This window comes from Marinobacter salicampi, from assembly GCF_011074795.1.
Lineage (GTDB): Bacteria > Pseudomonadota > Gammaproteobacteria > Pseudomonadales > Oleiphilaceae > Marinobacter > Marinobacter salicampi.
Genome location: NZ_JAAMPF010000009.1, coordinates 68,530 through 89,167, shown reverse-complemented (window position 1 = coordinate 89,167; position 20,638 = coordinate 68,530). Strand labels below are relative to the sequence as shown.

At 59.8% G+C, this 20,638-nt stretch carries 22 protein-coding genes; 12 read left to right on the top strand and 10 right to left on the bottom strand.

The features are described from left to right. Positions 1-44 precede the first annotated feature (44 nt). Together G7W63_RS04075 and G7W63_RS04070 are read left to right on the top strand one after the other, a co-directional pair. Positions 45-2,144 (top strand): TRAP transporter permease, encoded by a 2,100-nt coding sequence (locus G7W63_RS04075; RefSeq protein ID WP_166253527.1) that lies wholly within the window; start codon positions 45-47, stop codon positions 2,142-2,144. Next, positions 2,141-2,533: a DUF1850 domain-containing protein gene (locus G7W63_RS04070; RefSeq protein WP_166253525.1), complete on the top strand. Its 393-nt coding sequence runs from the start codon at positions 2,141-2,143 to the stop codon at positions 2,531-2,533. The genes G7W63_RS04075 and G7W63_RS04070 overlap by 4 nt, the downstream gene beginning before the upstream one ends. Positions 2,534-2,657: 124 nt before the next feature. Here the strand turns inward: G7W63_RS04070 and G7W63_RS04065 are convergent, their stop codons facing one another. Next, positions 2,658-3,044, bottom strand: coding sequence for a cupin domain-containing protein (locus G7W63_RS04065; protein WP_166253522.1), 387 nt, complete (start codon positions 3,042-3,044; stop codon positions 2,658-2,660). Between the two features lie 214 nt (positions 3,045-3,258). On the opposite strand from G7W63_RS04065, the gene G7W63_RS04060 reads away from it, so the two are divergent. Both G7W63_RS04060 and G7W63_RS04055 read left to right on the top strand, forming a co-directional pair. Continuing rightward, positions 3,259-3,936, top strand: coding sequence for a hypothetical protein (locus G7W63_RS04060; protein ID WP_166253519.1), 678 nt, complete (start codon positions 3,259-3,261; stop codon positions 3,934-3,936). Positions 3,937-4,085: 149 nt separating this feature from the next. Next, a complete protein-coding gene (locus tag G7W63_RS04055) occupies positions 4,086-4,448 on the top strand; it encodes a 3D domain-containing protein (RefSeq protein WP_242634310.1) in 363 nt (120 codons plus the stop codon). Between the two features lie 79 nt (positions 4,449-4,527). On the opposite strand, the gene G7W63_RS04050 is transcribed toward G7W63_RS04055, so the two are convergent. After that, positions 4,528-5,139, bottom strand: coding sequence for a class I SAM-dependent methyltransferase (locus tag G7W63_RS04050; protein WP_166253513.1), 612 nt, complete (start codon positions 5,137-5,139; stop codon positions 4,528-4,530). 343 nt (positions 5,140-5,482) lie between these two features. On the opposite strand from G7W63_RS04050, the gene G7W63_RS04045 reads away from it, so the two are divergent. The 3 genes from G7W63_RS04045 (at position 5,483) to G7W63_RS04035 (ending at position 8,295) form a co-directional block, all read left to right on the top strand. Further along, positions 5,483-6,649 carry a hypothetical protein gene (locus G7W63_RS04045; RefSeq protein WP_166253510.1) on the top strand — a complete coding sequence of 389 codons (1,167 nt, stop codon included), beginning with the start codon at positions 5,483-5,485 and terminating at the stop codon, positions 6,647-6,649. Between the two features lie 64 nt (positions 6,650-6,713). After that, the gene (locus tag G7W63_RS04040) at positions 6,714-7,742 is read left to right on the top strand and encodes a hypothetical protein (RefSeq protein ID WP_166253508.1); all 1,029 of its coding nucleotides are present in this window, start codon (positions 6,714-6,716) and stop codon (positions 7,740-7,742) included. Positions 7,743-7,752: 10 nt separating this feature from the next. Continuing rightward, positions 7,753-8,295, top strand: a complete 543-nt coding sequence (locus tag G7W63_RS04035) for a DUF6160 family protein (protein ID WP_166253505.1) — start codon at positions 7,753-7,755, stop codon at positions 8,293-8,295. Between the two features lie 100 nt (positions 8,296-8,395). Here the strand turns inward: G7W63_RS04035 and G7W63_RS04030 are convergent, their stop codons facing one another. After that, entirely contained in the window at positions 8,396-9,034 is a 639-nt protein-coding gene (locus G7W63_RS04030) for an SDR family oxidoreductase (RefSeq protein WP_166253502.1), read from the bottom strand. Between the two features lie 112 nt (positions 9,035-9,146). On the opposite strand from G7W63_RS04030, the gene G7W63_RS04025 reads away from it, so the two are divergent. Next, a complete protein-coding gene (locus tag G7W63_RS04025; RefSeq protein ID WP_166253499.1) occupies positions 9,147-10,004 on the top strand; it encodes a hypothetical protein in 858 nt (285 codons plus the stop codon). A gap of 136 nt (positions 10,005-10,140) precedes the next feature. On the opposite strand, the gene G7W63_RS04020 is transcribed toward G7W63_RS04025, so the two are convergent. Beyond that, positions 10,141-11,634 (bottom strand): M17 family metallopeptidase, encoded by a 1,494-nt coding sequence (locus G7W63_RS04020; protein ID WP_166253496.1) that lies wholly within the window; start codon positions 11,632-11,634, stop codon positions 10,141-10,143. A gap of 316 nt (positions 11,635-11,950) precedes the next feature. Here G7W63_RS04020 and G7W63_RS04015 point away from each other — a divergent pair, with 316 nt between their 5' ends. Beyond that, entirely contained in the window at positions 11,951-12,718 is a 768-nt protein-coding gene (locus G7W63_RS04015) for an SDR family oxidoreductase (RefSeq protein ID WP_166253493.1), read from the top strand. Between the two features lie 61 nt (positions 12,719-12,779). On the opposite strand, the gene G7W63_RS04010 is transcribed toward G7W63_RS04015, so the two are convergent. After that, on the bottom strand, positions 12,780-13,235 hold the full coding sequence (locus G7W63_RS04010) for a GatB/YqeY domain-containing protein (RefSeq protein WP_166253490.1): 456 nt from the start codon (positions 13,233-13,235) through the stop codon (positions 12,780-12,782). 339 nt (positions 13,236-13,574) lie between these two features. On the opposite strand from G7W63_RS04010, the gene G7W63_RS04005 reads away from it, so the two are divergent. From G7W63_RS04005 to G7W63_RS03995, 3 genes are read left to right on the top strand one after another with little or no spacing between them, the layout of a single operon-like run. After that, positions 13,575-14,330 carry a 5-oxoprolinase subunit PxpA gene (locus G7W63_RS04005; RefSeq protein WP_166253487.1) on the top strand — a complete coding sequence of 252 codons (756 nt, stop codon included), beginning with the start codon at positions 13,575-13,577 and terminating at the stop codon, positions 14,328-14,330. Continuing rightward, positions 14,327-15,064 (top strand): 5-oxoprolinase subunit PxpB, encoded by a 738-nt coding sequence (gene pxpB / locus G7W63_RS04000; RefSeq protein ID WP_166253484.1) that lies wholly within the window; start codon positions 14,327-14,329, stop codon positions 15,062-15,064. Before G7W63_RS04005 ends, pxpB begins: the two co-directional genes overlap by 4 nt. Further along, a complete protein-coding gene (locus G7W63_RS03995) occupies positions 15,057-15,995 on the top strand; it encodes a 5-oxoprolinase subunit C family protein (RefSeq protein WP_166253481.1) in 939 nt (312 codons plus the stop codon). Before pxpB ends, G7W63_RS03995 begins: the two co-directional genes overlap by 8 nt. 44 nt (positions 15,996-16,039) lie before the next feature. Here the strand turns inward: G7W63_RS03995 and G7W63_RS03990 are convergent, their stop codons facing one another. The 5 genes from G7W63_RS03990 to osmF all read right to left on the bottom strand — a co-directional run bounded on the left by G7W63_RS03990 (position 16,040) and on the right by osmF (position 20,523). Further along, positions 16,040-16,414 (bottom strand): SpoIIAA family protein, encoded by a 375-nt coding sequence (locus G7W63_RS03990; protein WP_166253479.1) that lies wholly within the window; start codon positions 16,412-16,414, stop codon positions 16,040-16,042. A 330-nt stretch (positions 16,415-16,744) separates the two neighbouring features. Further along, positions 16,745-17,491, bottom strand: coding sequence for an ABC transporter permease (locus G7W63_RS03985; protein WP_166253477.1), 747 nt, complete (start codon positions 17,489-17,491; stop codon positions 16,745-16,747). Further along, positions 17,491-18,438, bottom strand: coding sequence for an ABC transporter ATP-binding protein (locus G7W63_RS03980; RefSeq protein WP_166253475.1), 948 nt, complete (start codon positions 18,436-18,438; stop codon positions 17,491-17,493). Before G7W63_RS03980 ends, G7W63_RS03985 begins: the two co-directional genes overlap by 1 nt. A gap of 21 nt (positions 18,439-18,459) precedes the next feature. Further along, positions 18,460-19,557, bottom strand: coding sequence for an ABC transporter permease (locus tag G7W63_RS03975; RefSeq protein ID WP_166253668.1), 1,098 nt, complete (start codon positions 19,555-19,557; stop codon positions 18,460-18,462). Between the two features lie 93 nt (positions 19,558-19,650). After that, positions 19,651-20,523 carry a glycine betaine ABC transporter substrate-binding protein OsmF gene (gene osmF / locus G7W63_RS03970; RefSeq protein ID WP_166253665.1) on the bottom strand — a complete coding sequence of 291 codons (873 nt, stop codon included), beginning with the start codon at positions 20,521-20,523 and terminating at the stop codon, positions 19,651-19,653. Positions 20,524-20,638: the final 115 nt, after the last annotated feature.

Here is a 20,638-nt window from a genome sequence, read left to right as displayed (position 1 = left end):
TCTGAACTTCCAGAGTTATCGTTGTCTTTTTCGGGCTCCAGTCTATGTCCACCAAATCCGAAACCGGGTCTTTAGACGCCGGAGCTGAATTCCAGGATGCTACTACTGCTGGCTTCACCTACTCCTTTGAGGGTCGTCTGCTGTTCTGGATCGCAGTTACTTTCTCTGCGTTCCAGATTGCCACCGCTGCCCACCTGGTTGATTTCCCCAGCCAGATTCAGCGGGCCTTTCACGTGGGCTTTCTGCTGCTGCTGACCTTCCCGCTGATCGCGATCCACAGATCGGCAATGTTCAAAGTGATCGCCTGGAGCCTGGCGCTCGCCGCCGTGCTGGTTGCCGGATACCAGTGGCTTGAATATGAGCCCCTGCTGCTTCGGGCCGGCGACCCGACCGAACTTGATATTGTTCTGGGTATCGTTGCCATCGCCACCGTGTTCGTGGCCACCTGGCAACTGATGGGACCGGCCCTGCCCATTATCTGCGGCACTTTTTTCGCCTACTGCCTGTTTGGGCAATATCTACCGGCGCCCCTTGATCACCGTGGCTATGACTTCCACCAGGTCATTGAACACATGGCCTATGGCACCGAGGGCATCTACGGCATTCCGACCTACGTGTCGGCCACCTACATTTTCCTGTTCATCCTGTTTGGCGCTTTTCTTGAAAAAGCCGGCATGATCCAGCTGTTCACCGACTTCGCCCTTGGCCTGGTGGGGCACGCGAAGGGTGGCGCCGCCAAGGTGGCTGTGGTGTCGTCCTCCCTGATGGGCACCATCTCCGGCTCCGGTGTAGCCAACGTGGTGACCACGGGGCAATTCACCATTCCGCTGATGAAACAGTTCGGCTACAAGCCCGCGTTTGCCGGTGGCGTCGAAGCCACCTCGTCCATGGGGGGCCAGCTGATGCCACCGGTGATGGGCGCAGTCGCCTTCATCATGGCCGAAACCCTGAACGTACCCTATTCGGAAATCGTCAAAGCGGCGATCATTCCGGCGGTTCTCTACTTCTTTGGCGCCTTCTGGATGGTGCATCTTGAAGCCGGCAAGCGCGGCCTGGTGGGCATGGACAAAAAAGACCTGCCTTCGCCCCTGAAAGCCTTGAAAAAACAGTGGTACCTGGTCATTCCGCTGATTGCCCTGGTCTGGCTCCTTATCGGCGGTTACACCCCGCTGTTTGCGGGTACGGTCGGCCTTGCGTTTACCGTGGTGCTTATTCTGGGGGCGTCCATTGCCATTGGCCTGCCTGGCAGGGTTATCCGGGTGCTGTTCTGGATTGGCCTCGGCCTGGTATGCGCGGCTTTCCTGCAATTCGGTATCTGGGTGATCGCCAGTGCCATTCTTGCCCTGATCGTCATCAACGCCTTCCGCAAAGGCGGACGTGAAACCCTGGCCACCTGCCGTGATTCACTGGCAAACGGCGCCAAAGCCGCCCTCCCGGTGGGCGTGGCCTGCGCGATGGTGGGTATCATCATCGGCACCATGACGCTGACCGGTGCCGCCAACACCTTCGGCCAGTTCGTGGTCGCCGTCGGCGAAAACAACCTGTTCCTGTCCCTGGTGTTGACGATGGTCACCTGCCTGCTCCTGGGCATGGGGATTCCGACCATCCCCAACTACATCATCACTTCCAGTATTGCCGGCCCTGCCCTTGAGCAGTTGGGTGTGCCGTTGATTGTCAGCCACATGTTCGTGTTCTATTTCGGCATTCTGGCTGACCTGACCCCGCCGGTGGCGCTGGCCTGCTTCGCGGCGGCACCCATTGCCAAGGAACGGGGACTGGTCATTTCCATAGAAGCGGTGAAGATTGCCGCCGCCGGCTTTGTGATTCCGTACATGGCGGTGTATACCCCGGCACTGATGCTGCAGGACGGAGGCCCGCTTGCCCAGTCCTTTGGCTACCTCCCGGCGGTGATCTATATCGTCTTCAAAACCATGCTTGCCATCAGCCTCTGGGGCGCAGCAGTGATCGGTTTTCTAGGCATTAAACTGCCCATCTGGATGCGTGTGCTGTCGATGCTGGCCGCCTTCACGCTTATTGCCGCCTTGCCCATCACCGACGAGATCGGCTTTGCCCTCAGTGCGGCCTTCTTCCTGCTCGTCTGGCGCATGAAGCGCTCCGCCCCCGTCAACATGCGCGCGGCATGAGCCTTTGTGTACTGGTGGCGGGTAAAACAGCCACCTGCCTGGCGGGCGCACTGTTCTCCCTCAGCTGGACACACTCGGTAGAGAAAACCCAGTGGATCGAGCATTGGGGTATCCAGAACCAACAGCTGTCACTGCAAAAAACATTTGTTAAAGGCAGTGGCGCCGGCGTTGATCCTGCGCCCCATGCCCGACTTGTGGACGGATGGTACGAATGGGCGCCGCGAGATGCCCTGACTGTACCTTTCCTTTCACTGGCCAACTCGCGAACGACACCAGACAACTGGCGACTGTGCCGGCTGGACCCAGACACGCTGGAACCGGGCAAGTGCGTTGATTTTTCAGCGTTGGAAGACGAGGCTTTGGCTGGATTTACATTAAAGCCGCAGTAGCACGAACCGCTACCGATATAGTCGGGCAGTGCTCATACGTGGACCTGCAGGGAAGAAAGATTGCCTTCTCTTCTCTGCAGGGATAGCTGAAGCCCAATGGCAGCGTTAGTGCCAATACCTGTGTTCAGCCGCTGACCTGGTGCCGGATATGGTCAATAACCAGGCCATGCTCGTGCTGCGGGCTGAACATCACGATATCGGTGTTTTCTTCTGCTCTGACACTGTGCCCGGGAGGCCAGTAAAACAGGTCACCGCGTCGCGACGTTTCTTCGCTGCCATCACTGTATAACGCCGTGATCGCCCCTTCGACCACGTAGCCCCAGTGGGGGCTCTGGCAACTGTCGTTCTCCAGCCCGTGCAATAGCTCAGTGATATCGGTGCCGGCACCAAATGAGAAGAACTCGGCTCCCATCTTGCCGTAGCCCGACACATCACCAAAGCCAGTCTGCTGGCGAGCTTTAGCGCCGGGTACATCAATCCGAACAGGTATATCCTCTTTTGCAATGCGCATAGAGAGTACCTCCATGGTTTTCCAACTGGCTGCTCTTACTTCATACGAACCGCTCGGCAGCTCATAGAAACATAGCACACATCATTGTGCCGGCGATGACGTATGTGGCTATAGAGCGCGTCATGCGGAAACTCATTGACCTTCCCCATAGGGAGAATGATCAAATAGGATAAAACTCCAGATCGGCTTTCAGTTCCAGGAGGCCCCCTCAGCCATGGCAGACCATCGCTCCTTCCCTCTCTGGTGGCTCGCGCTCGCAGCAAGCCTTGTCCCCCTGCTGACAATTCATATTACCTTTACCGTGTCAGTTCTGGAGGGGCAGATAGGATTCTGCAATCCCTATTGGGACAGCTGCACCAGCATCAGCCGCACTGGCCGCTACGGTACCTCTTATTTTATCTTCAAAGGCACCATGCTGCCCGCCGCCCTGCTGGGCATCCTGTTCTGGTGGCTGAACAGCCGCTGGCTACGCCAGCTCGGCATTCATACCAGAGGCGTTGCCTGGATTCCCGGGCTGGGGCTGGTGGCCAGCATTTCACTGGGGGCCTACACCCTCGCGCTGGGACACGAGGGGGACGGTTTCAACCTGATACGCCGAATCGGCGTGGTGCTTTACTTCTCACTCACCTTTATCTGCGAACTGCTCGTAACCGCCGGCTTACGCAGCCACCCGCATTGGGAGCGCGCGGGCACAAGGTTGCTGAATCTTTGCCAGCTGGCCCTGGGGGTAGGGATCCTCTCAGTAATACTCAACGGCGTGGCGCCGGAGTTCTACAGCCAGAAAGACGACGCCTTCGAGTGGATACTGGCGGTACTGATTAATGCCCATGCTCTCTGGCTGGCGTTGCTCTGGCGCAGAAGTCGCTTCCGGGCCCGGCTTTGGGCGGGTTAAACAGTAGCAAAACGGTGTAAAATAATGAACTCGCAACCGATCATTCACGGCATCGGCCTGCATAAAGCACTGATTAATGATTGCGGGCAGGTCGTCTGAGGACAATGAGTATGCGTATATTCAGGCAACTCCCAAGATGCAGGATAATTATGCGATTTACACTCTCGACATTAGTCCTTGTCCTCATTTTGCCAAGCTTTGGTAGCGCCCATCCGCGGGAAGTTACCGCGACCGCCTACAATTCCGTGAAGAGCCAGACAGCCGGCGACCCCACCCTCACCGCATGGGGGGATACGCTCAAACCGGGAATGAAAGCAATCGCTGTGTCCAGGGACCTGATTGAAGACGGTCTGACGCACGGCACAAAAGTGACGATTGAAGGCTTGCCCGGCACATACGTTGTCAGGGACAAGATGAACAAGCGCTGGAAAAACAAAATCGATATCTACATGGGAAAAGACGTAGAGGCTGCCCGGGAGTGGGGCAAACAAACCGTCACCATTTCATGGTGAGCCGACTGCCCAACCCCGAGCTCAGATGACCGTAACACGCCCCTGCCCTGTCTTCCCAGAGGCAATTAACGCCTCGGACTCAGCCAGCCCCGGCCTTAAACCAGCGATAGACCCGCATGGGTGGAATGTTGCGCATTTCCAGAGTGCAGCTTTCGTGAGGCCCCATGATCGGGTCGGTGATGCGCGCGACGTCACTACGGAACTGATATGCAATAAAGCGACCGCCCTCCGCAAGGTTGTCCTCCACAGCATGTACCACCCGGTTGCCGACGGCTTCCGGCATTTTTGAGAAGGGAATACCGGAAATAATTACATCTGGTCGACTCAGCTGGTGCGATGCCAGAATCTCTGCCAGATCGTCCGCACTGCCCAGGTGGTTGGTGAAGCGTGGGTCCGTTATGTCACCGAGCAGCTCATGAAAAAAAGGGCTGAGCTCGATAGAAAGCAGATGCGCGTTCGGACCGAGGCTTCGGAGAAAGGCCTGGGTTGTGCCGCCGGTGCCCGGACCCAGTTCCACAACCCGCCGGGCGTGGCTGAGGCCTGAGGCATTGATGATCCGGCGCTCCAGGAATCGGGAACTCGGAATGACCGAGCCCACCTGACCGGGCTCACGCAGGAATCCTCGAAAGAAAGCTGCCGGGCTGGTTCTCCGGTTTGTGTTTTCTTCAGAGCCGATACTTTCCTCGCCCATGCTGCTCCCTCAACCTGGTTCTATGGATTATCGATGAGCTCTACAATGAGTCCTGAACAGCCTGCCGTCAATTATTGTCCACACTGAAAATCTCACTTCAACCGGCGGACATCCATGGCCGTCCGGATCGCCGCTGCCCTTTATAACTGACCCGACTGACATTGCCTCAGGCATTTGGGTCAATGGAAAACTGTGGCCGATCAGGAACCATGGGGTCACTAAAAACCTTGCCCCAACAGGGATTTACGTTACCAAATGGTTAACGAAGTTTAATGGGACGTGCCCCGCGTGTGGCAGTAGCAGGCACCGGACAGCAGTAAAACAAGAAAGGAGGCACAGCCAGATGCGCAACCTGGATTCCTTGCGTACCCTCTCCCTGATCAGTCCACTGTTACTTGCAGCTAATGCGACTGTGGCTGAACTGAAACCTCTCGCCGATCAGGAAATGCGCGACGTTACGGGCGGTACCGCGCTGCAGTATTCAGCCACGGACATCAACTACGAACTCAGCCAGCTTACCGGCGTGGAGTACACCCCCACGCTGCTGGGCCACACGCGGGAGGAAACCCGCACGGTTACCGAACAGGTGGACGCCACCGTTCACCGGGTACAGATCAATGGCAGCGGTGAGCTGCACGCCTACGCCGAGGAATTCACCCTGGGCGACTATAATGGAAGCAACAACTCCATCTACAAGACCGCCGATGGCCAGGGCATCCCTGAGAACAGCCTGCGTAATTTCGGTTTCGGCAACTCCGCCAAGGACCCGTTTTATTTCGAGGATCCCTATATCGAGATCCAGAAGCAGCACCATGCCAACGGCCCGGATACCATCCGCGGCATTCGTATCGGCTTCGGCAAGGCCGAGGGCCATTCGCCGGCCACCATCGACTCCAGCTCCGGGTATATCCAAACCGTAAGTCTGATACCCGAGCTCGGGGGCGTCATTCTCTCTCAGCTCTATGGCACCGGCACCCGGGATACCTTCGTCACGGTTGGTACGGGTCAGCCGCCCGATGGCACCGGCAACTATCCCCAGAACCCGCCGCCCGGCGGTCGCGTGCCCAACAATACCAGCGGCCCCCTGGAGCCGGCTGCGGGCGTGCTCGACCCGATCACCGGACTGCTTGAACCCATTACTGAGCCGCTCGGCATCGACCCCTCGCTCCAGGCACGCGGCGGTAAAGAATTGAACCTTGAGCATGTGGTCAGTCTCGACTTCCACAACGTGGAAAATTTCTACATTTCCATGACCCAGGGCGGCGGCAACTCGTTCGTTAACGAGGACGGCTCGGTCAATGGCGCCCTATGGTCCCAGCACCTGGAGGGCGTCATTCCCCAAAGCCGCGCCGACCTGCCGGGCTGGAACATGGTGATGCCCTTTAACGACCCCAACGACCGGACCGCGGGCTATGTGGAAGCCCATACCAATACCACGGCCGCGCTGTCCCAGATCCTGCTGGGAATCGGTGACGACAATCCACGGCAAAGGTATCACCCGACTTTCTGAGCCTGACTGCAAGCCGCGACTGGCACCAACGGCCACCACCCGGCAGGGCCAAAAGGAGAAGATCATGAGAACAACAAGAGGCGTCCTGACAGCGGCTCTGGGTTGCTGGCTGGTTTCAGGCCCGGCCCTTGCCATGGAAGAGCTCAGTGATGAGCAGATGAGCCAGGCTCAAGCCCAGGGCAATTTCAACTTCGTGCTGGAGGACATCAAGCTCTCCGGCACGCCTGTGCCTGGCGAGGCTGAAGCCGGCAGCATCAATGTCGTGGGGGCGGACGGATCTTCCCTGGGGCTGAAACAGTTCCAGTTCACGGCTGACAATATCGGCACCCTGACTTCACCCCTGACCCTTGGTACGGCCAGCGCCAACGCCTCGGTCAACTCCGTCCTGCTAGGCCTGATCATCCCCGACGGTAAGAGCCTAGGTGAGCGCGAGTACCTGCGGATCGGATTTCCGGATAAGGCAGCCTGGAGCAACGTAGACCTGGCTTTCCAGGCGGTTTATGGCAATCCGGATGCGGTCGACCCGAATGACCGCAATATCGCCGCCGGCGGTACGCCGTCAGATCAATTGGATTTCGGACATATCAGCCTCGAGAATCTGGCCCTCACCGGCCATCTGGATGTCAGCGGTATACCGGCGGGCTACAAGATCCGGAGTGCGAAGGTGGACGACGGCAGTGCTTTGGCGCCCTCGCGGCAGGGCCTGCTGCTTAATGTCAACCTGGAGGAGGTGAGCCTCGACAGGATGCTGTTCGAGCCGGGGGCCGGCGACGGCGAGTTCAGCGCCAGCCGGGACCTGGTCATCAGAGATTTCTCCCTGAAGAACCTGCAGATGACCTCGGCCACCATTGAGGCCACGCCCAGGGGCTGGCGTTTCGCCTACAGCGATCCGCAACCGTTTACAGGCAGTCTTGGGGAAACGCTGCAACCCGGTGCCTCCGGCCATCCCGACACCGCCAGCCTGGCCTACGATGCTGAGTTCCCGAAAGCGAGTCTCACCATGGAAACCCAGATGACCAGGGGCCAGGCCAGCCAGTCCCGCATTCAGGGGGTCACCCTGGACCACCTGATTTTCAACCTGGACGGCCAGTGAGGAGAGCACCATGAACGACCACGACACGAACCGCCCGGTGACATTCCCGGTGCTCTGCATCAGCCTGGCTCTGACGCTGTCAACCTCTGCCCAGGCAGAACTGCGCCCCATGCCGGAAGGTGAGCTTGCCGGGGTGTCTGGCCAGAGCGGCATTTCCATCGAGATTCCCCATCTGCGAATGAACGCTCATGGCCCGGCCAGTGTTGACAATCAGGCCACCCCCGAGGACGAAAGCGACGGTCGTCGCACCATCGGCTTCAAACTGGACTACGTTACCCGCCAACATGGCGGTGGCGGTGAAGCCCATTTCTTCGCCAATGAGATGTCCCTTGCGATGGACGTGACAGGACCATTGACCATAGACGTGGAAGAGGATGGCGCCATGTTGGTGGGACTGCCGGAAAGGATCAATTTCGTCGGCGATGGCCTGAGCTTCAAAGATATATACCTGAACGGTAGTGGCACCCCCGAAGCCGGCACCAAGCTGTTAAACGAGATCAACATTCAAGGCAACTTCAATACCGGCGGCACCGTTCGCATGTGGGGCGACTGACCCGCCAGTCTGACAGACCGAAGGAAGGACTGATCAGTCCGGGACAGAGCGACGCCTCTGACCAAAGCGGCAGCGATCGATCTCTAGGCGCCCCGGCCAGCTACAGTTTGGTCAATGCCTCCGCCACCGGCGTGTCGCCGGACACCACGCCAAAGACCCGATTGGCGGTGTTGTCCGAATCCAGAACCGCCAGCAGAACCCGGGCGACATCCTGCCGTGGAATCTTGCCGAATTCTTCCGCCCCGGCAGTCATGGTAACCTTTCCCGTGCCGTTATCATTGGTCAGCTGGCCCGGACGAACAATGGTGTAATTCAGCCCGCTCGCCTTCAGATGCTCATCAGCGTTGTGTTTGGCCTGCAGGTAATGACGGAGCTTTTCCGGCCCCTTTTCGGGCTCCCCGGCACCCATGCTGCTCACCAGGATAAAGCGTTTTATGCCCATGGCCCTGGCAGTATCCACCAGCCGGATGGCGCCGTCCTGATCCACATCCACGGTTTTTTCCGGCCCGGTGTGTGGCCCTGAACCGGCCGTAAAAATGACCGCACCGCAGCCTCTCATGGCTTCGCTACAATCCTGCTCCAGATCGCCCAGCACAGTTTCCGTGGCACCCAGTTGCTGCAATTCGGGCCCTTGGTCCGGATCCCTGATCATCGCCCGCGCCTCATGATCGCTGTCTGCCATTTCCTGCAAAAGGTGGCGGCCGATTTTACCGTTGGCTCCGGCAATGAATACGTGCATCGCGGTTCTCCCTGTCAACCGATCAGTTTGATCAGCTGTTCGACGTGACTATCTTCTATAGTTAAGTGCACGGAACACGTAATTCAAGGGAGCGGCGAGAAGGCAGGAAGCCATGAATCAGCAAACGAAGCGGTCCCGGTTTTCGCAATTTTCACCTCTGGCGGCAATTCTTGTCGTCGTCCTTACCCTGCCGCGGGCTGTCCAGGCCTCCGGAGACGTCTACCTGCTGTACCGTCAGTGGCAGCCTTACGACTGGCCGAACGAGGGGCCATCAGCTAATGAAGTGAGCCGGTCCCAGCGAGGAATGGGCTGGCATCACCAGGATGATACAGGTGGGTTTGCTGTTGATTACGATTACCAGCCGCTGGGCATCGGGACCGGTAAGCCGGCTCACAATGGCCACTTGCACCGGTTTATGGTCGGAGGGCATTGGCAAAACCGGCTTTACCGCGTGGAAGCCCGGGCAGGCTTCGCCGGTACCTCAAACATGTTCAAATACCAGGATGTTCATGGTGACGTGATTAATGGCCGAGTGGCGATGTTCCGGAACCTGGGCGAAGACTCGCCCCTGAGTCTGGGCTTCGGCGGCGACCATCGCTTTGGGTCGTTCCAGTGGATTCCGCGGGCGCGCTGGGAGCGGGGAACTGACATTGGCCACTGGCTGGTGGACCTGCCTGTCATGCTGCGATGGCAGAGTCCTGGCAGACGATTTGAGCTTACACTGGAACGCAGGGGGGACCGCTGGGCAACACTTGACCAGGCCCGCCAGGTTGAAAGCGCACTCTATCTGCGCGAGTGGCGAACGGAGCTGAAATACCGCATAAGCATGGGTGAAGGGGCGTGGCCTACGGTGGTCCTGGGTCTTGGGGTCAGTGTGGATACCCGTGTCAGGTATCGGGATCTGGCGACGGGCACCCGCGATCAACGTCTGGGGGACGCCCTTCTGGGGAGCGTAAGGTTCGGCTGGTAATGCAGGCAAGATGGCAAAGCGCCTCCGAAAGGGGCGCTGCCATGCACTCCCGGAACCCCTGCCTGTCATCCCGGAAGCGGTTTCGCCCCGATGGTCATACCGGTCAGGGCAATCAGGCTCATGCCCAGGGTTTCATCTACTGATGTGCAAGGTAACGGAGCCACTGGACGCCGAACCGCACACCATAGCCCTGAAGATCGGTCGGTATATGGGCAAGGCCGCCCTCGTGGGTACCTGATGAGGCCATATCCACATGGACCCAACCAACTGTCTCGCTGACGAAACTACCCAGGAAACGCGCCGCATAGAGATGGTCTCCAGCGCCTGTTTTCCGGCACTGCAGTGTGTCGGCTACTTTTGATTTCAGGTCTTCGTCGTAGTCATCTTCATAGGGCATCGGCCACACCCGCTCACCACACTGCTGACCGGTATCAATTATGGCACCCACCCAGTCCGGGCGATTGGTCATGGCGCCCGCCATGCGGGTTCCCAGCGCCGCTACCACTGCCCCCGTGAGGGTGGCGTAGTCGAGAATTGCGGCAGGGTTTTCACGGCAGGCCAGGGTCAGGGTGTCGGCGAGTACCATACGCCCTTCGGCATCGGTGTTGATCAACTCGATAGTGGTTCCGTTCAGGGCAGTGATCACGTCGTTGCATTTCACCGCATTGGGTCCGATGTGGTTTTCCGCCAGGGGCAACCAGCAGTCCACCGGCCGGTTAAAGCCCAGACGGGTCAAGGCTAGGAGTGTGCCCAGAGCAACGGCACTGCCCTGCATGTCGCCATGCATGCCCAACATGCCGCCGCCCACCTTCAGGTTGGCGCCGCCGGTATCAAAACAGATACCTTTGCCTACCACCGCCAGCGCCGGCCCTTCTGCCCCTTCGGGCCGGTATTTGAGGTGCATGATGCCGGCATCACGGTTGGGGCTTGCCTCAACCACCGACAGGAAAGCGCCGGCACCCAAAGATTCGAGCCTGTCCTGGTCAATAAAGTCTGCCTGCCAGCCCTCCTGAGCGGCCAGCGACTGAATATAGTCGCGATAAAGAGCGGGGGTCAGGTAATTGCCTGGCAGGTGAGTCAGCCAGCGGGCAAGATTGTTGCCTTCAGCGGTCGCGGTCGCGTAGTGAAAATCCGCAGTGGCGAACTCGCCGGTAAATACAAGCCGTTTCAGGGTGGCAGGCTGATCCGGTTTGCCGCTGATTTTCGGCAAACTGAACAAGGCGGCATGGACCGCTGACACCACAGCTTCTGCCGCGGCCCCGGCCACTGCAGTATTCTCGAGCAGGGAGATCAGCCGGATCTGCTCAGGTCTTTCAGCGAGCAGGGGCGCCACCAGCTTCCTCGCCAGACTCAGCGTCTTGAAGCTGGAAGTCCCTTGTGCAACGAACCCGATGGCGGTGCGAACACCCGATGGTGCGGTCAGTACCACCGGATTGGTTTTGTCTGGCAAGTCGCCCAGGCGATCGCGAAGGAAGTCAGCCCAGGGCGTCTGCGCAAAAGCTTCAGTCGTGTCCTCCGGCAGGAGAATTATCAGCGCCGCGCGCTCCTCTGGCGCCCAGGAATCGGCCTGTAACGGGGCTGTTTCGAGTGCAATGTCGGGGAAGGCAGGAAGTTCGGGTATCGTTTTCATTGTGCTGGCCTTGGGTTCAAACGGGCGGTAGGGCGGTTATGAAAGCGCAGACGTAACCACGTCCGGAAAGAGCAGATACAACCTGAAGGAACTTGCGTTTCCGTAGTACCTCCAGCATAGCTTTTGCTTATGCAGGTAGCGAATGGGTTCGGCCTGCCTGGGAGCCTGCCGGCCGCCGCCAGGGCTTCTGAATCTGCCGGGTACGAGCCTGTTCTCAAGCCCGCGTCGACCCGTTTGTTAATGTGGTATCGTTGACTGGCAGCTCACAGCACCGGATGCCCGGCTTACTACTTTCTGATCACAAGGAGCCAAAACCGTGGCAAATCAATCCCCCGTCATACTCATAACCGGCGGTGCCCAGGGCATCGGCAAGGGCATGGCCAGCTATTTCCTGAACAGGGGCTGGCGGGTGGTGGTCCTGGACCTGGATGCAGAGGCCATCCGCTCATGCAAAGAGGACTTCGGAAACCCCGAGAACCTGCACCTGATCAAAACGGATGTGTCCGGGGAGCCCGAGGTGGTATCAGCGCTGGCGGAAGCCGTGAAATGGGGTGGACGGCTGGACGCGATGGTCAGTAATGCTGGAATCGCGGATCCGGACACCGGCCCCATAGAGACGCTTGAGCTTGCCCAATGGCAGCGGCGAATCGACACTAACCTGACCGGCGCCTTCCTAATGGCAAAACATTCGGTGCCGCATCTCCGCGAGAGCCAGGGTAGCATCGTTAATATAGCCTCCACCCGCGCCCTGCAGTCCGAGCCCCATAGCGAGGCCTATGCCGCCAGCAAAGGTGGCCTGATCGCCCTCACCCACGCTTTGGCCATAAGTCTGGGCCCGGAAGTGCGGGCCAACAGCATAAGCCCGGGCTGGATCGATGTCCGGGGCTGGCAGGCCAATGCGCCCGCCAAGCCGACGCCCCTGTCAGCCTCCGACCATGAGCAGCACCCCAGCGGCCGCGTCGGCGAACCCGCTGACGTCGCGGCCATGGTGGCCTATCTGGTATCACCCGAGGCCCGTTTCGTGACCGGACAGAACTTCGTGGTCGACGGCGGCATGACCCGGAAGATGATCTACACGGATTAGCCGCCTGAGCAGAACCTCTTGGGGACGCAAATGAAGAGCATCAGGCCGCGCCAGCCGATTCTCAACCCGCCAGCGCAGCCCTCACCTTCTGGCTCAGATGGCTCATATCCACCCGGCCGAGTACCTGAGGGCGAAGGTCGTTCATGACACGTCCCATGTCCTGCATCCCCTGGGCATCGGTCGAACTGATCGACATGCGGATCAGGGCGTCCAGGTCATCCTCGGTCAGGGCGTTGGGCATGAACTCCTCAATGATCACCATTTCCGCCCGCTCCTTGTCGCCCAGCTCTTCACGACCAGCGGCGTCGTATTGACTGGCAGCATCCCGGCGCTGCTTGAGCATCTTGTCCAGCACCTTGAGAACGTCTTCATCGGACAGTTCCCGGCGTTCATCGATTTCGATCTGCTTGACCGCGGCCTGGGCCATGCGCAGGGTGACCAGGCGGGTTTTATCCTTGTTTCGCATCGCGTCTTTCACCGCGTTGCCCAATTGTTCCTTGAGTGATGATTCCGCCATTGCCGAGCTCCTGTTCTTTAAGTTAAAGGGATGGCGGAAATGATTCCGCGTCAGGCCCAAGTGAAAGATGTAACCGAAAATCCACGAAGGTTCAATTATTAACACGGATGGGAAGACGGCCTTGCCAGCTCCGGCCGGCTCCGGTTGCTTACGCTCATCGGGGGAGCGGTGCACTATCTATGCCTGAGCTGCTAGGGCTATCGCCAGACTGGGCAGCTTTCGCGCAGGCGGCCTTGAAAGCGGAAAACACCGAGTGGCCCAAACAGTACGAGCGCTCGAACATCTTCTGAGCCAACATGGCGGTTTATGCCAACAGGTTTATGCCAATAAGAGGACACCATGAAACCTTTACTTCTGAATGCCGACATGGGGGAAAGCTTCGGGTCCTGGGTCATGGGGCTGGATCACCATGTCATGCCCCATGTGGACCTGGCCAACATTGCCTGCGGTTTTCACGCCTCTGATCCGGACGTCATGCGGCGCACAGTTCGCATGGCGGCAGAACATTCCGTTGGCATCGGTGCCCACCCGGCTTATCCGGATCTGGTCGGTTTTGGAAGACGTTCCATGATCTGTTCAGCTGCGGAAATCGAGAACCTGGTGCTCTACCAGGTAGGGGCCCTGGCAGCCATGTGTCGTGCTGAAGGCACCGTAGTCCGCTATGTGAAACCCCACGGCGCCCTGTATAACGACATGGCCCACAAGCCGGAGGTCTTTGCCGCCGTTGCCCTGGCTATCAAAACCTATGACCCGGACCTGCCAGTGATGACCCTGGCAACTCGTGATACGAGCCAGATACAGCAACTGGCACAGGAGCACGGCATTACTTTATGGTTCGAGGCCTTCGCCGACCGCGCCTATGATGCTGATGGCCGCCTGGTTTCCCGGGCACTGCCCGGCGCGGTGCACCACGACCCCGACATTATTCTTGACCAGGCCCGGCGCATCGCCACTGGCCAACCACTGACAACCAGCAACGGCAGTGAGCTCATCCTTAACGCGCACACACTGTGTGTGCATGGCGATAACGAAGAGTCGGTGGCCTCCGTGCGCGCTATCCGTGACATGCTGAACGCGCTTGGCGGGCAACCATGAAGTCACGTTTACCCTGCCTTGAAAGAGCTGGCCTTGATGGCTGGATGGTACGGCTGTTCGACAGTATCGAGGTAGACAACCTGTTGTGGCTGACGGCGCTCGCCAAGGAGTGCGAGGCAGCATTCGATGACGCCCTGGTGGACCTGGTGCCATCCTATACCACGCTACTGGTGGTGTTTGATCCGCTCCGCCTGACGCCCTGCGAAGCCAGGCAAAAGCTGACAGGCTTACTGGCTATCCTCAAGCCAGCCGAAGCCGACACTGGGGGAAAGCTCCACGAACTGCCCACCTGGTATGACCCTGAGGCTGGCCCCGACCTGCAGCGGGTTGCGGACCTGTCCGGGCTGTCGGTGGCGTCAGTCATCGACGCCCATAGCAGCCGGGAATACCGGGTTTTTGCCCTGGGCTTTGCCCCCGGTTTTGCCTTTATGGGCCTGCTGGACGCCTCACTCAACTGCCCGCGCCTGGACACCCCGAGGAAAAAGGTACCCGCTGGCAGCGTCGCCATTGCCGGCCAGCAGACCGCCGCCTACCCTGTGGTTACGCCCGGCGGCTGGAACCTGATCGGTCGAACCCCGGCCCGCCTGTTTGATCGCAATCGTGACGGGTTCAGCCTGCTTCGGGTTGGCGACCGGGTACGTTTCGTGCCCGTGGATCAGGAGGAGTTCGAGTCACTGGGCGGCGATACCGCCGATAACACCCCAGCCACTTACGGGGGGCCGGACGATGAATGAAAACAGTCTGACCGGGTTCCGCGTGACCCGCGCCGGCCCTCTCGCCCTGCTGCAGGACGCCGGCCGTTTCGGGGTCCGGCAGCTGGGCGTAACCCAGGGCGGCCCGGCAGACCTGCATGCCTGGGCCTGGGCCAACCGCCTTGCTGGCAACCCCTGGGGAACGGCGGCGCTGGAAATTACCTTTGGTGGCCTGGAACTGGTGGCCGAGCGGGATCTGACCATTGCGCTGACCGGTGCCAACCTGGGCATCAGCCACAACCAGCAACCGGCACCCCGATGGCGAACCCTAGCTATCAATGCCGGCGATACGCTGAGGTTCGGTACGCCTGAAAATGGCTTGCGGGCCTATCTGGCCGTGGCCGGTGGGTTCTGTGGTGAGCCCGTGCTGAGCAGTGTCGCCTGTGTCCCGAGGGAACAGCTCGGAGGCTTTGACGGCCAGGGGAACAGTCTGCGTGAAGGCGACAGGCTCACGATGAACCAGGCCAGCGCCACCCCGACGGATCAGGTAGCGCCGGAATCGGAACAACCAGATTACCGCCAGACCAACACCCTGGACCTGATACCAGGGGCTCAGGTCGCAGCCTTCTCTGGGCGCAGTCTGTTTGATGCCTTCAACACCGGCTGGCAGGTGGACCAGCGCGCGGATCGCATGGGGGTTCGGCTAACCGGACCCAGGCTTCAATGCTCTATCAGCTCGATGGTATCGGAAGGGATTTCGCTGGGCGCAGTCCAGGTACCGCCGGACGGCCAACCCATCGCACTGCTGAACGACCGGCAGACCATTGGCGGCTACCCCCGCCTGGGCAACCTGACGCCGCTGGCCGCCAGCCGCCTGGCCCAATGCCTGCCGGGGCAGAGGGTGCGGCTCCGGGCTGTTGGCAGCGACTATGCATTGCGACAGCAACGGCGGTTCATGCAGGTTTTCGGTTAAGGGAAACCCGGGACAGAGCTATTTAAGGGAAACCCGGGACAGAGCTATTTTACCGGCGCTTCCAGAACCCAGCGCCGGGCCTCGACCATGTCGTCGAAAGGGAAACTTCTGATTTCGGCAGCGACGAAATGATCGGCAAGCTTCTCCCCCAGCTGCCCGACTGCAGAATCCGTGGCCAGAGCAACGCGGCCGATTTGCCGGTGATGGTTACGCACGAAACGCAGGTGCCGTACCAAAGCCGAAAATGAGTCCCAACCCCCGAAGTCACGGGTACTGATGATCAGGCCCCTCAAGGCCTCATGCTTTTCCAGATACTGGTCCACCAGATTGGCCGCATAGTCAAAATCGGCTTGGTCCAGGGAACCCTCGGGCCGAAAGATTGCTATTCCTTCGTTTTCATCCAGATCAACGTCTAACATGGTGCCCTCCCCTTGAACATCACTCGATTCGTTCATGGCTGAAGAGCCTGAACACCTCTCAGGCCTGCTTACTATCAAGACTAGTAGTTATACCAGTGACAGCACAAGCCAACACACTGGCCCGGAGTCCGGACCCTGAATTCGGGATCAAAAGACTGCGTGCTACCGCCCTCGAACATGGCTATTTCAGGCCAACCTAGTGGCCAACTGCCCTGGCAGCCATGAGCGGCACCGGCCTCGCCTCTCGTTGGGTAAGATAGCGCGTGCAGCTCACCCACAGGAAGGAGGCAAATATGGCAGCTGCGGTTGGCAGGCTATTGAGATCTGCGTTCACGCTACGGTTGCTGTCGGTGAAACCTTACGCTCCCAGGTTCGCTCCAGTGCCTCAAACAGGCTGTCGGCAGTCAGCGCAAGCAGCCCGATCAGAATCGCGCCCTGCAGAACGTAGGCGGTATTGCCGTTTACCAGTCCGGCAATCACCGGATCACCGAGGGTGCGCGCGCCTACCGTTGAGCCGATGGCGGCAGTGGCGATATTGATGGTAACCGACGTGCGGATGCCAGCGAGTATGACCCGCCCTGCCAACGGCAACTCGACCCGGACCAGCACCTGCAGCGGCGACATGCCCATACCCAGCCCGGCCTCCCGCACCGCAGGGTTGATACCCTCGATGCCCGCTAGCGTGTTGCGCAGGATAGGCAGCAGGCCGTAAAGGATCAGCGCCACCAGAATCGGTGCTTCACCAAAGCCGAGCACCGGTACCGCCAGCGCGAGGACAGCGACCGGCGGAAAGGTCTGGCCGATGGAGGCCACCTGGCTAATCAACGGCAGGAAATCCCGGCCCGACCGCCGGGTGGCGATGATGCCGCCGGCAACCGCGGCAACCGTGCCGACGGCCGCAGATATCCCAACCAACATCAGGTGGTTCTGCAACAGGAACAGAAAGCTGTCACGGTCATAGATCACGCTTTGCTTATCGGGCTGCATCCAGTGAAACACCGGTTCCAGCATGGGCATGGCAAGGCTCAGCCCGCACAGCAGCAAAATCAGCAGAAACGGTGGCAGCCAGACGCGCATCAGGCGCCTGCCCCAATGATGCTATCGCGGGTAATGAACCCTGTTTCCTCACCCCGGGCGTTGATAACCGCAAGCTGGGGCAGGTCCCGCCAGAGCATGACCGACAGGGCCAGCCGAACGTTGTCTTCCTCTTTAAGCCCTTCTGCCCCGGCTTCAGGCGGCCTGGGGGTGGCATGGGCTGTCATCAGGTCCCGCACCGGCCGCAGGCTCATCAGTTTCAGGCCACGGTCCTGTTTGCCAACCAGGTTTTCCACAAAGTCAGAAGCCGGTCTGCGAAGAATGTTTTCGGGGGTGTCATGCTGGATGATCCGCCCCTGGTCCATCACCGCGATACGGGTGGCCAGTCTCAGGGCTTCATCAATGTCATGGGTCACGAACACGGTGGTCTTGCGGACCTGCTGCTGGATTCGCAGCATCTCCAGTTGCAGGTTCTCCCGAGTGATGGCGTCCACTGCTCCGAAAGGCTCATCCATCAGCAGGATGTTGGGGTCCGCTGCCAATGCCCGGGCGACACCCACCCGTTGAGCCTGGCCACCGGACAGTTGCTGGGGGAATTTATCGGCGTGGATGGCCGGATCAAGACCCAGTAGCGTCATGAGCTCGTCGACCCGTGCGTCGATTCTTTCTTTCGGCCACTTCAGGAGACGGGGCACCATGGCGATATTGCGGGCCACGGTCCAGTGGGGGAAAAGCCCGGTGCCCTGAATCACATACCCCATGTTCAGCCGCAGCTTTTGGGGATTCATGGTGGTGATGTCCTGGCCATCCACCAGTATGTCACCATCGCTGTGGGACAGCAGGCGGTTGATCATGCGCAGGGTGGTGGACTTGCCACAGCCGGAACTGCCCACCAGCACGCAGACCTCGCCGGTTTCGATGGTCAGGTTGATGTTGTCCACCGCGACTGTCTCGCCGAAGCGACGGGTTACATTTTTCAGTTCGATCATCCGCACCGCTCCTTTTCCATATCAGGTCGTCGCCGGGGTCGGCCTGAGGCTGGCAGCTAGCATGGTAAGCAGGGCGTCGGCCAGCAGCGCCAGGCCGATGGTGGGCAAAGCGCCAAGCAATACCAGGTCCATGGCCGCCTCCCCCAACCCCTGAAAGATAAAACCACCAAAGCCACCAGCGCCGATCAGGGCCGCAACCGCGGTCAGGCCAATGGCCTGAATGGTTGTGATGCGGACGCCCTCGATTATCACCGGCAGCGCCAGCGGTAATCTCACCTGCAGGAACAGCTGTCGCTCCGTCATGCCCATCCCCCGGCCCGCATCAACCAGGTGTTCCGGCACGCCGTTAATCGCCACGTAGGTATTGCGCACCATGGGCAGCAGACTGTAGGCAATCAGTGCCAGCACAGCCGGTGCCCAGCCGATGCCACGGATGCCCAGCGACTGCAGAGCCGGAAAAGCCGACGACAGCGCACTGAGCGGCGCAATCAGCAGGCCGAATACCGCCAGGCTGGGAATGGTTTGCAGAAAGCTGACGGCACCGAGGATGGGCCGCTGCCAGCCGGGACTGCGGATCATCTTGAGGGCGAGAAGGAAGGCCACGACAGCACTGATGGCCACGGCACCGAAGGCAAGGGCCAGATGAGTCCGAAGCGCCTGCTCAAACTGGTCAGGCCGGGCGTTGAACTCCCTTACCAGCGACAGGCTTTCAAGCCCCTCTGCCCCCAGCAGCAGAAGCCAACTTGTCGCGATCACCACCAGCAGCATCAGTTGGAGCGATCGCCCTGCCCTGAGGCGGCCAAGGATCTCGATCAGCATCAGCGAAAGCAGAAACAACAGGCACCAGAATCCCGCCCCGATGGACGAACGCGCATAGGGCGCATTCTCAGGCAAATGCCGTAGGGCAAACACATCCAGCAACAACGGCATCAATGCCAGTGAAAGACCCACGACACCAAGAAGAAGCCAATAGCGCCGACGCAGTGACAAAAAGGACAATACAATGGCGCCAGCCAGTGCTCCCGTCACCAACCCAGCCCCGAGCCAGCCAACTGCCGACAGGAGGCCATGGCCGGTACCCGGTACGATACGGTTAGGCTGGATGGTGCCCAGCTCCATTAGCCATACCAGCGCCAGGGCAAGCAACCCTAGCGCCGGGATTACCCGGTTAGGCAAGGCCTGGCCTGAAACATGCCCCGGGGTGGCCAACCCTCAGTCCTGGCCCAGGGAATCCAGATAGTCCCGTGCAACGGTTTTGGCCGGCGCCCCGTTCACCGCCACTTCACCATTCAGACGCTGGAGGGTCTCCAGGTCCAGAGATTCGAATACGGGTTCCAGCACTTCACGGATCTTGGGGTAGCTTTCCAGCACCTCGGCACGCACGACGGGCGCAGGCTGGTAGACCGGTTGCACACCGCGGGTATCTTCCATCACCTTCAGGTCGAGGGCATTAAGGCCGCCGTCGGTCCCGTAGGTCATGGCGCCGTTGACGTTGTTGTCATTTAGGGCAGCCGCCCGGAGTGTGGCCGCAGTATTGCCGCCGGAGAGAATCAGCAACTGGTCGGACGCCAGCTTGAAACCATAGGCTTCTTGGAACGCGGGCAACGCACTGGCGGACTCGGCAAACTCGGCACTGGCAGCAAACTTGAAGGCGCCGCCTTCGTTGATATAGTCAGCGAGGTCTTCGAGGGTATTGAGGTCGTGCTCCCGGGCCAGGTCACCCCGCACGCTCATCGCCCAGGTATTATTCGCCGGGGCCGGCTCCAGCCAGACAATATCGTGCGCCTCCCTATCAAGGCTGGCAGCTTCTTCGTAAGCCTTGTCGGCGTCTTTCCAGATATCCCGGTCGGCCTGGTCGTGGAAGAAGGCGGCATTGCCGGTGTACTCCGGGTAAAGATCAATCTCACCGGCCTTGATGGCATTGCGCACAATGCTGGTCGCACCCAGCTGAAGCCGGTTCTCCACCGGGATACCCGCCTCTTCCAGGGACTGCAGTATCATCTGGCCGAGCACGGCACCTTCGGTATCAATCTTGGAAGAAACCACGACCGGGTCAGCGGCCATGGCAGTTCCGGTGATCAGCATGAACGTCAGTGCGGCGGCGCAGGGTAAACGGGAGCTAGGGGGCACGGTCATTTCCTTTTGATCGTTGGCGAATGTGTCTCTTCAGGCTGCCATAGAAGCTAAGCAGTTAATAACA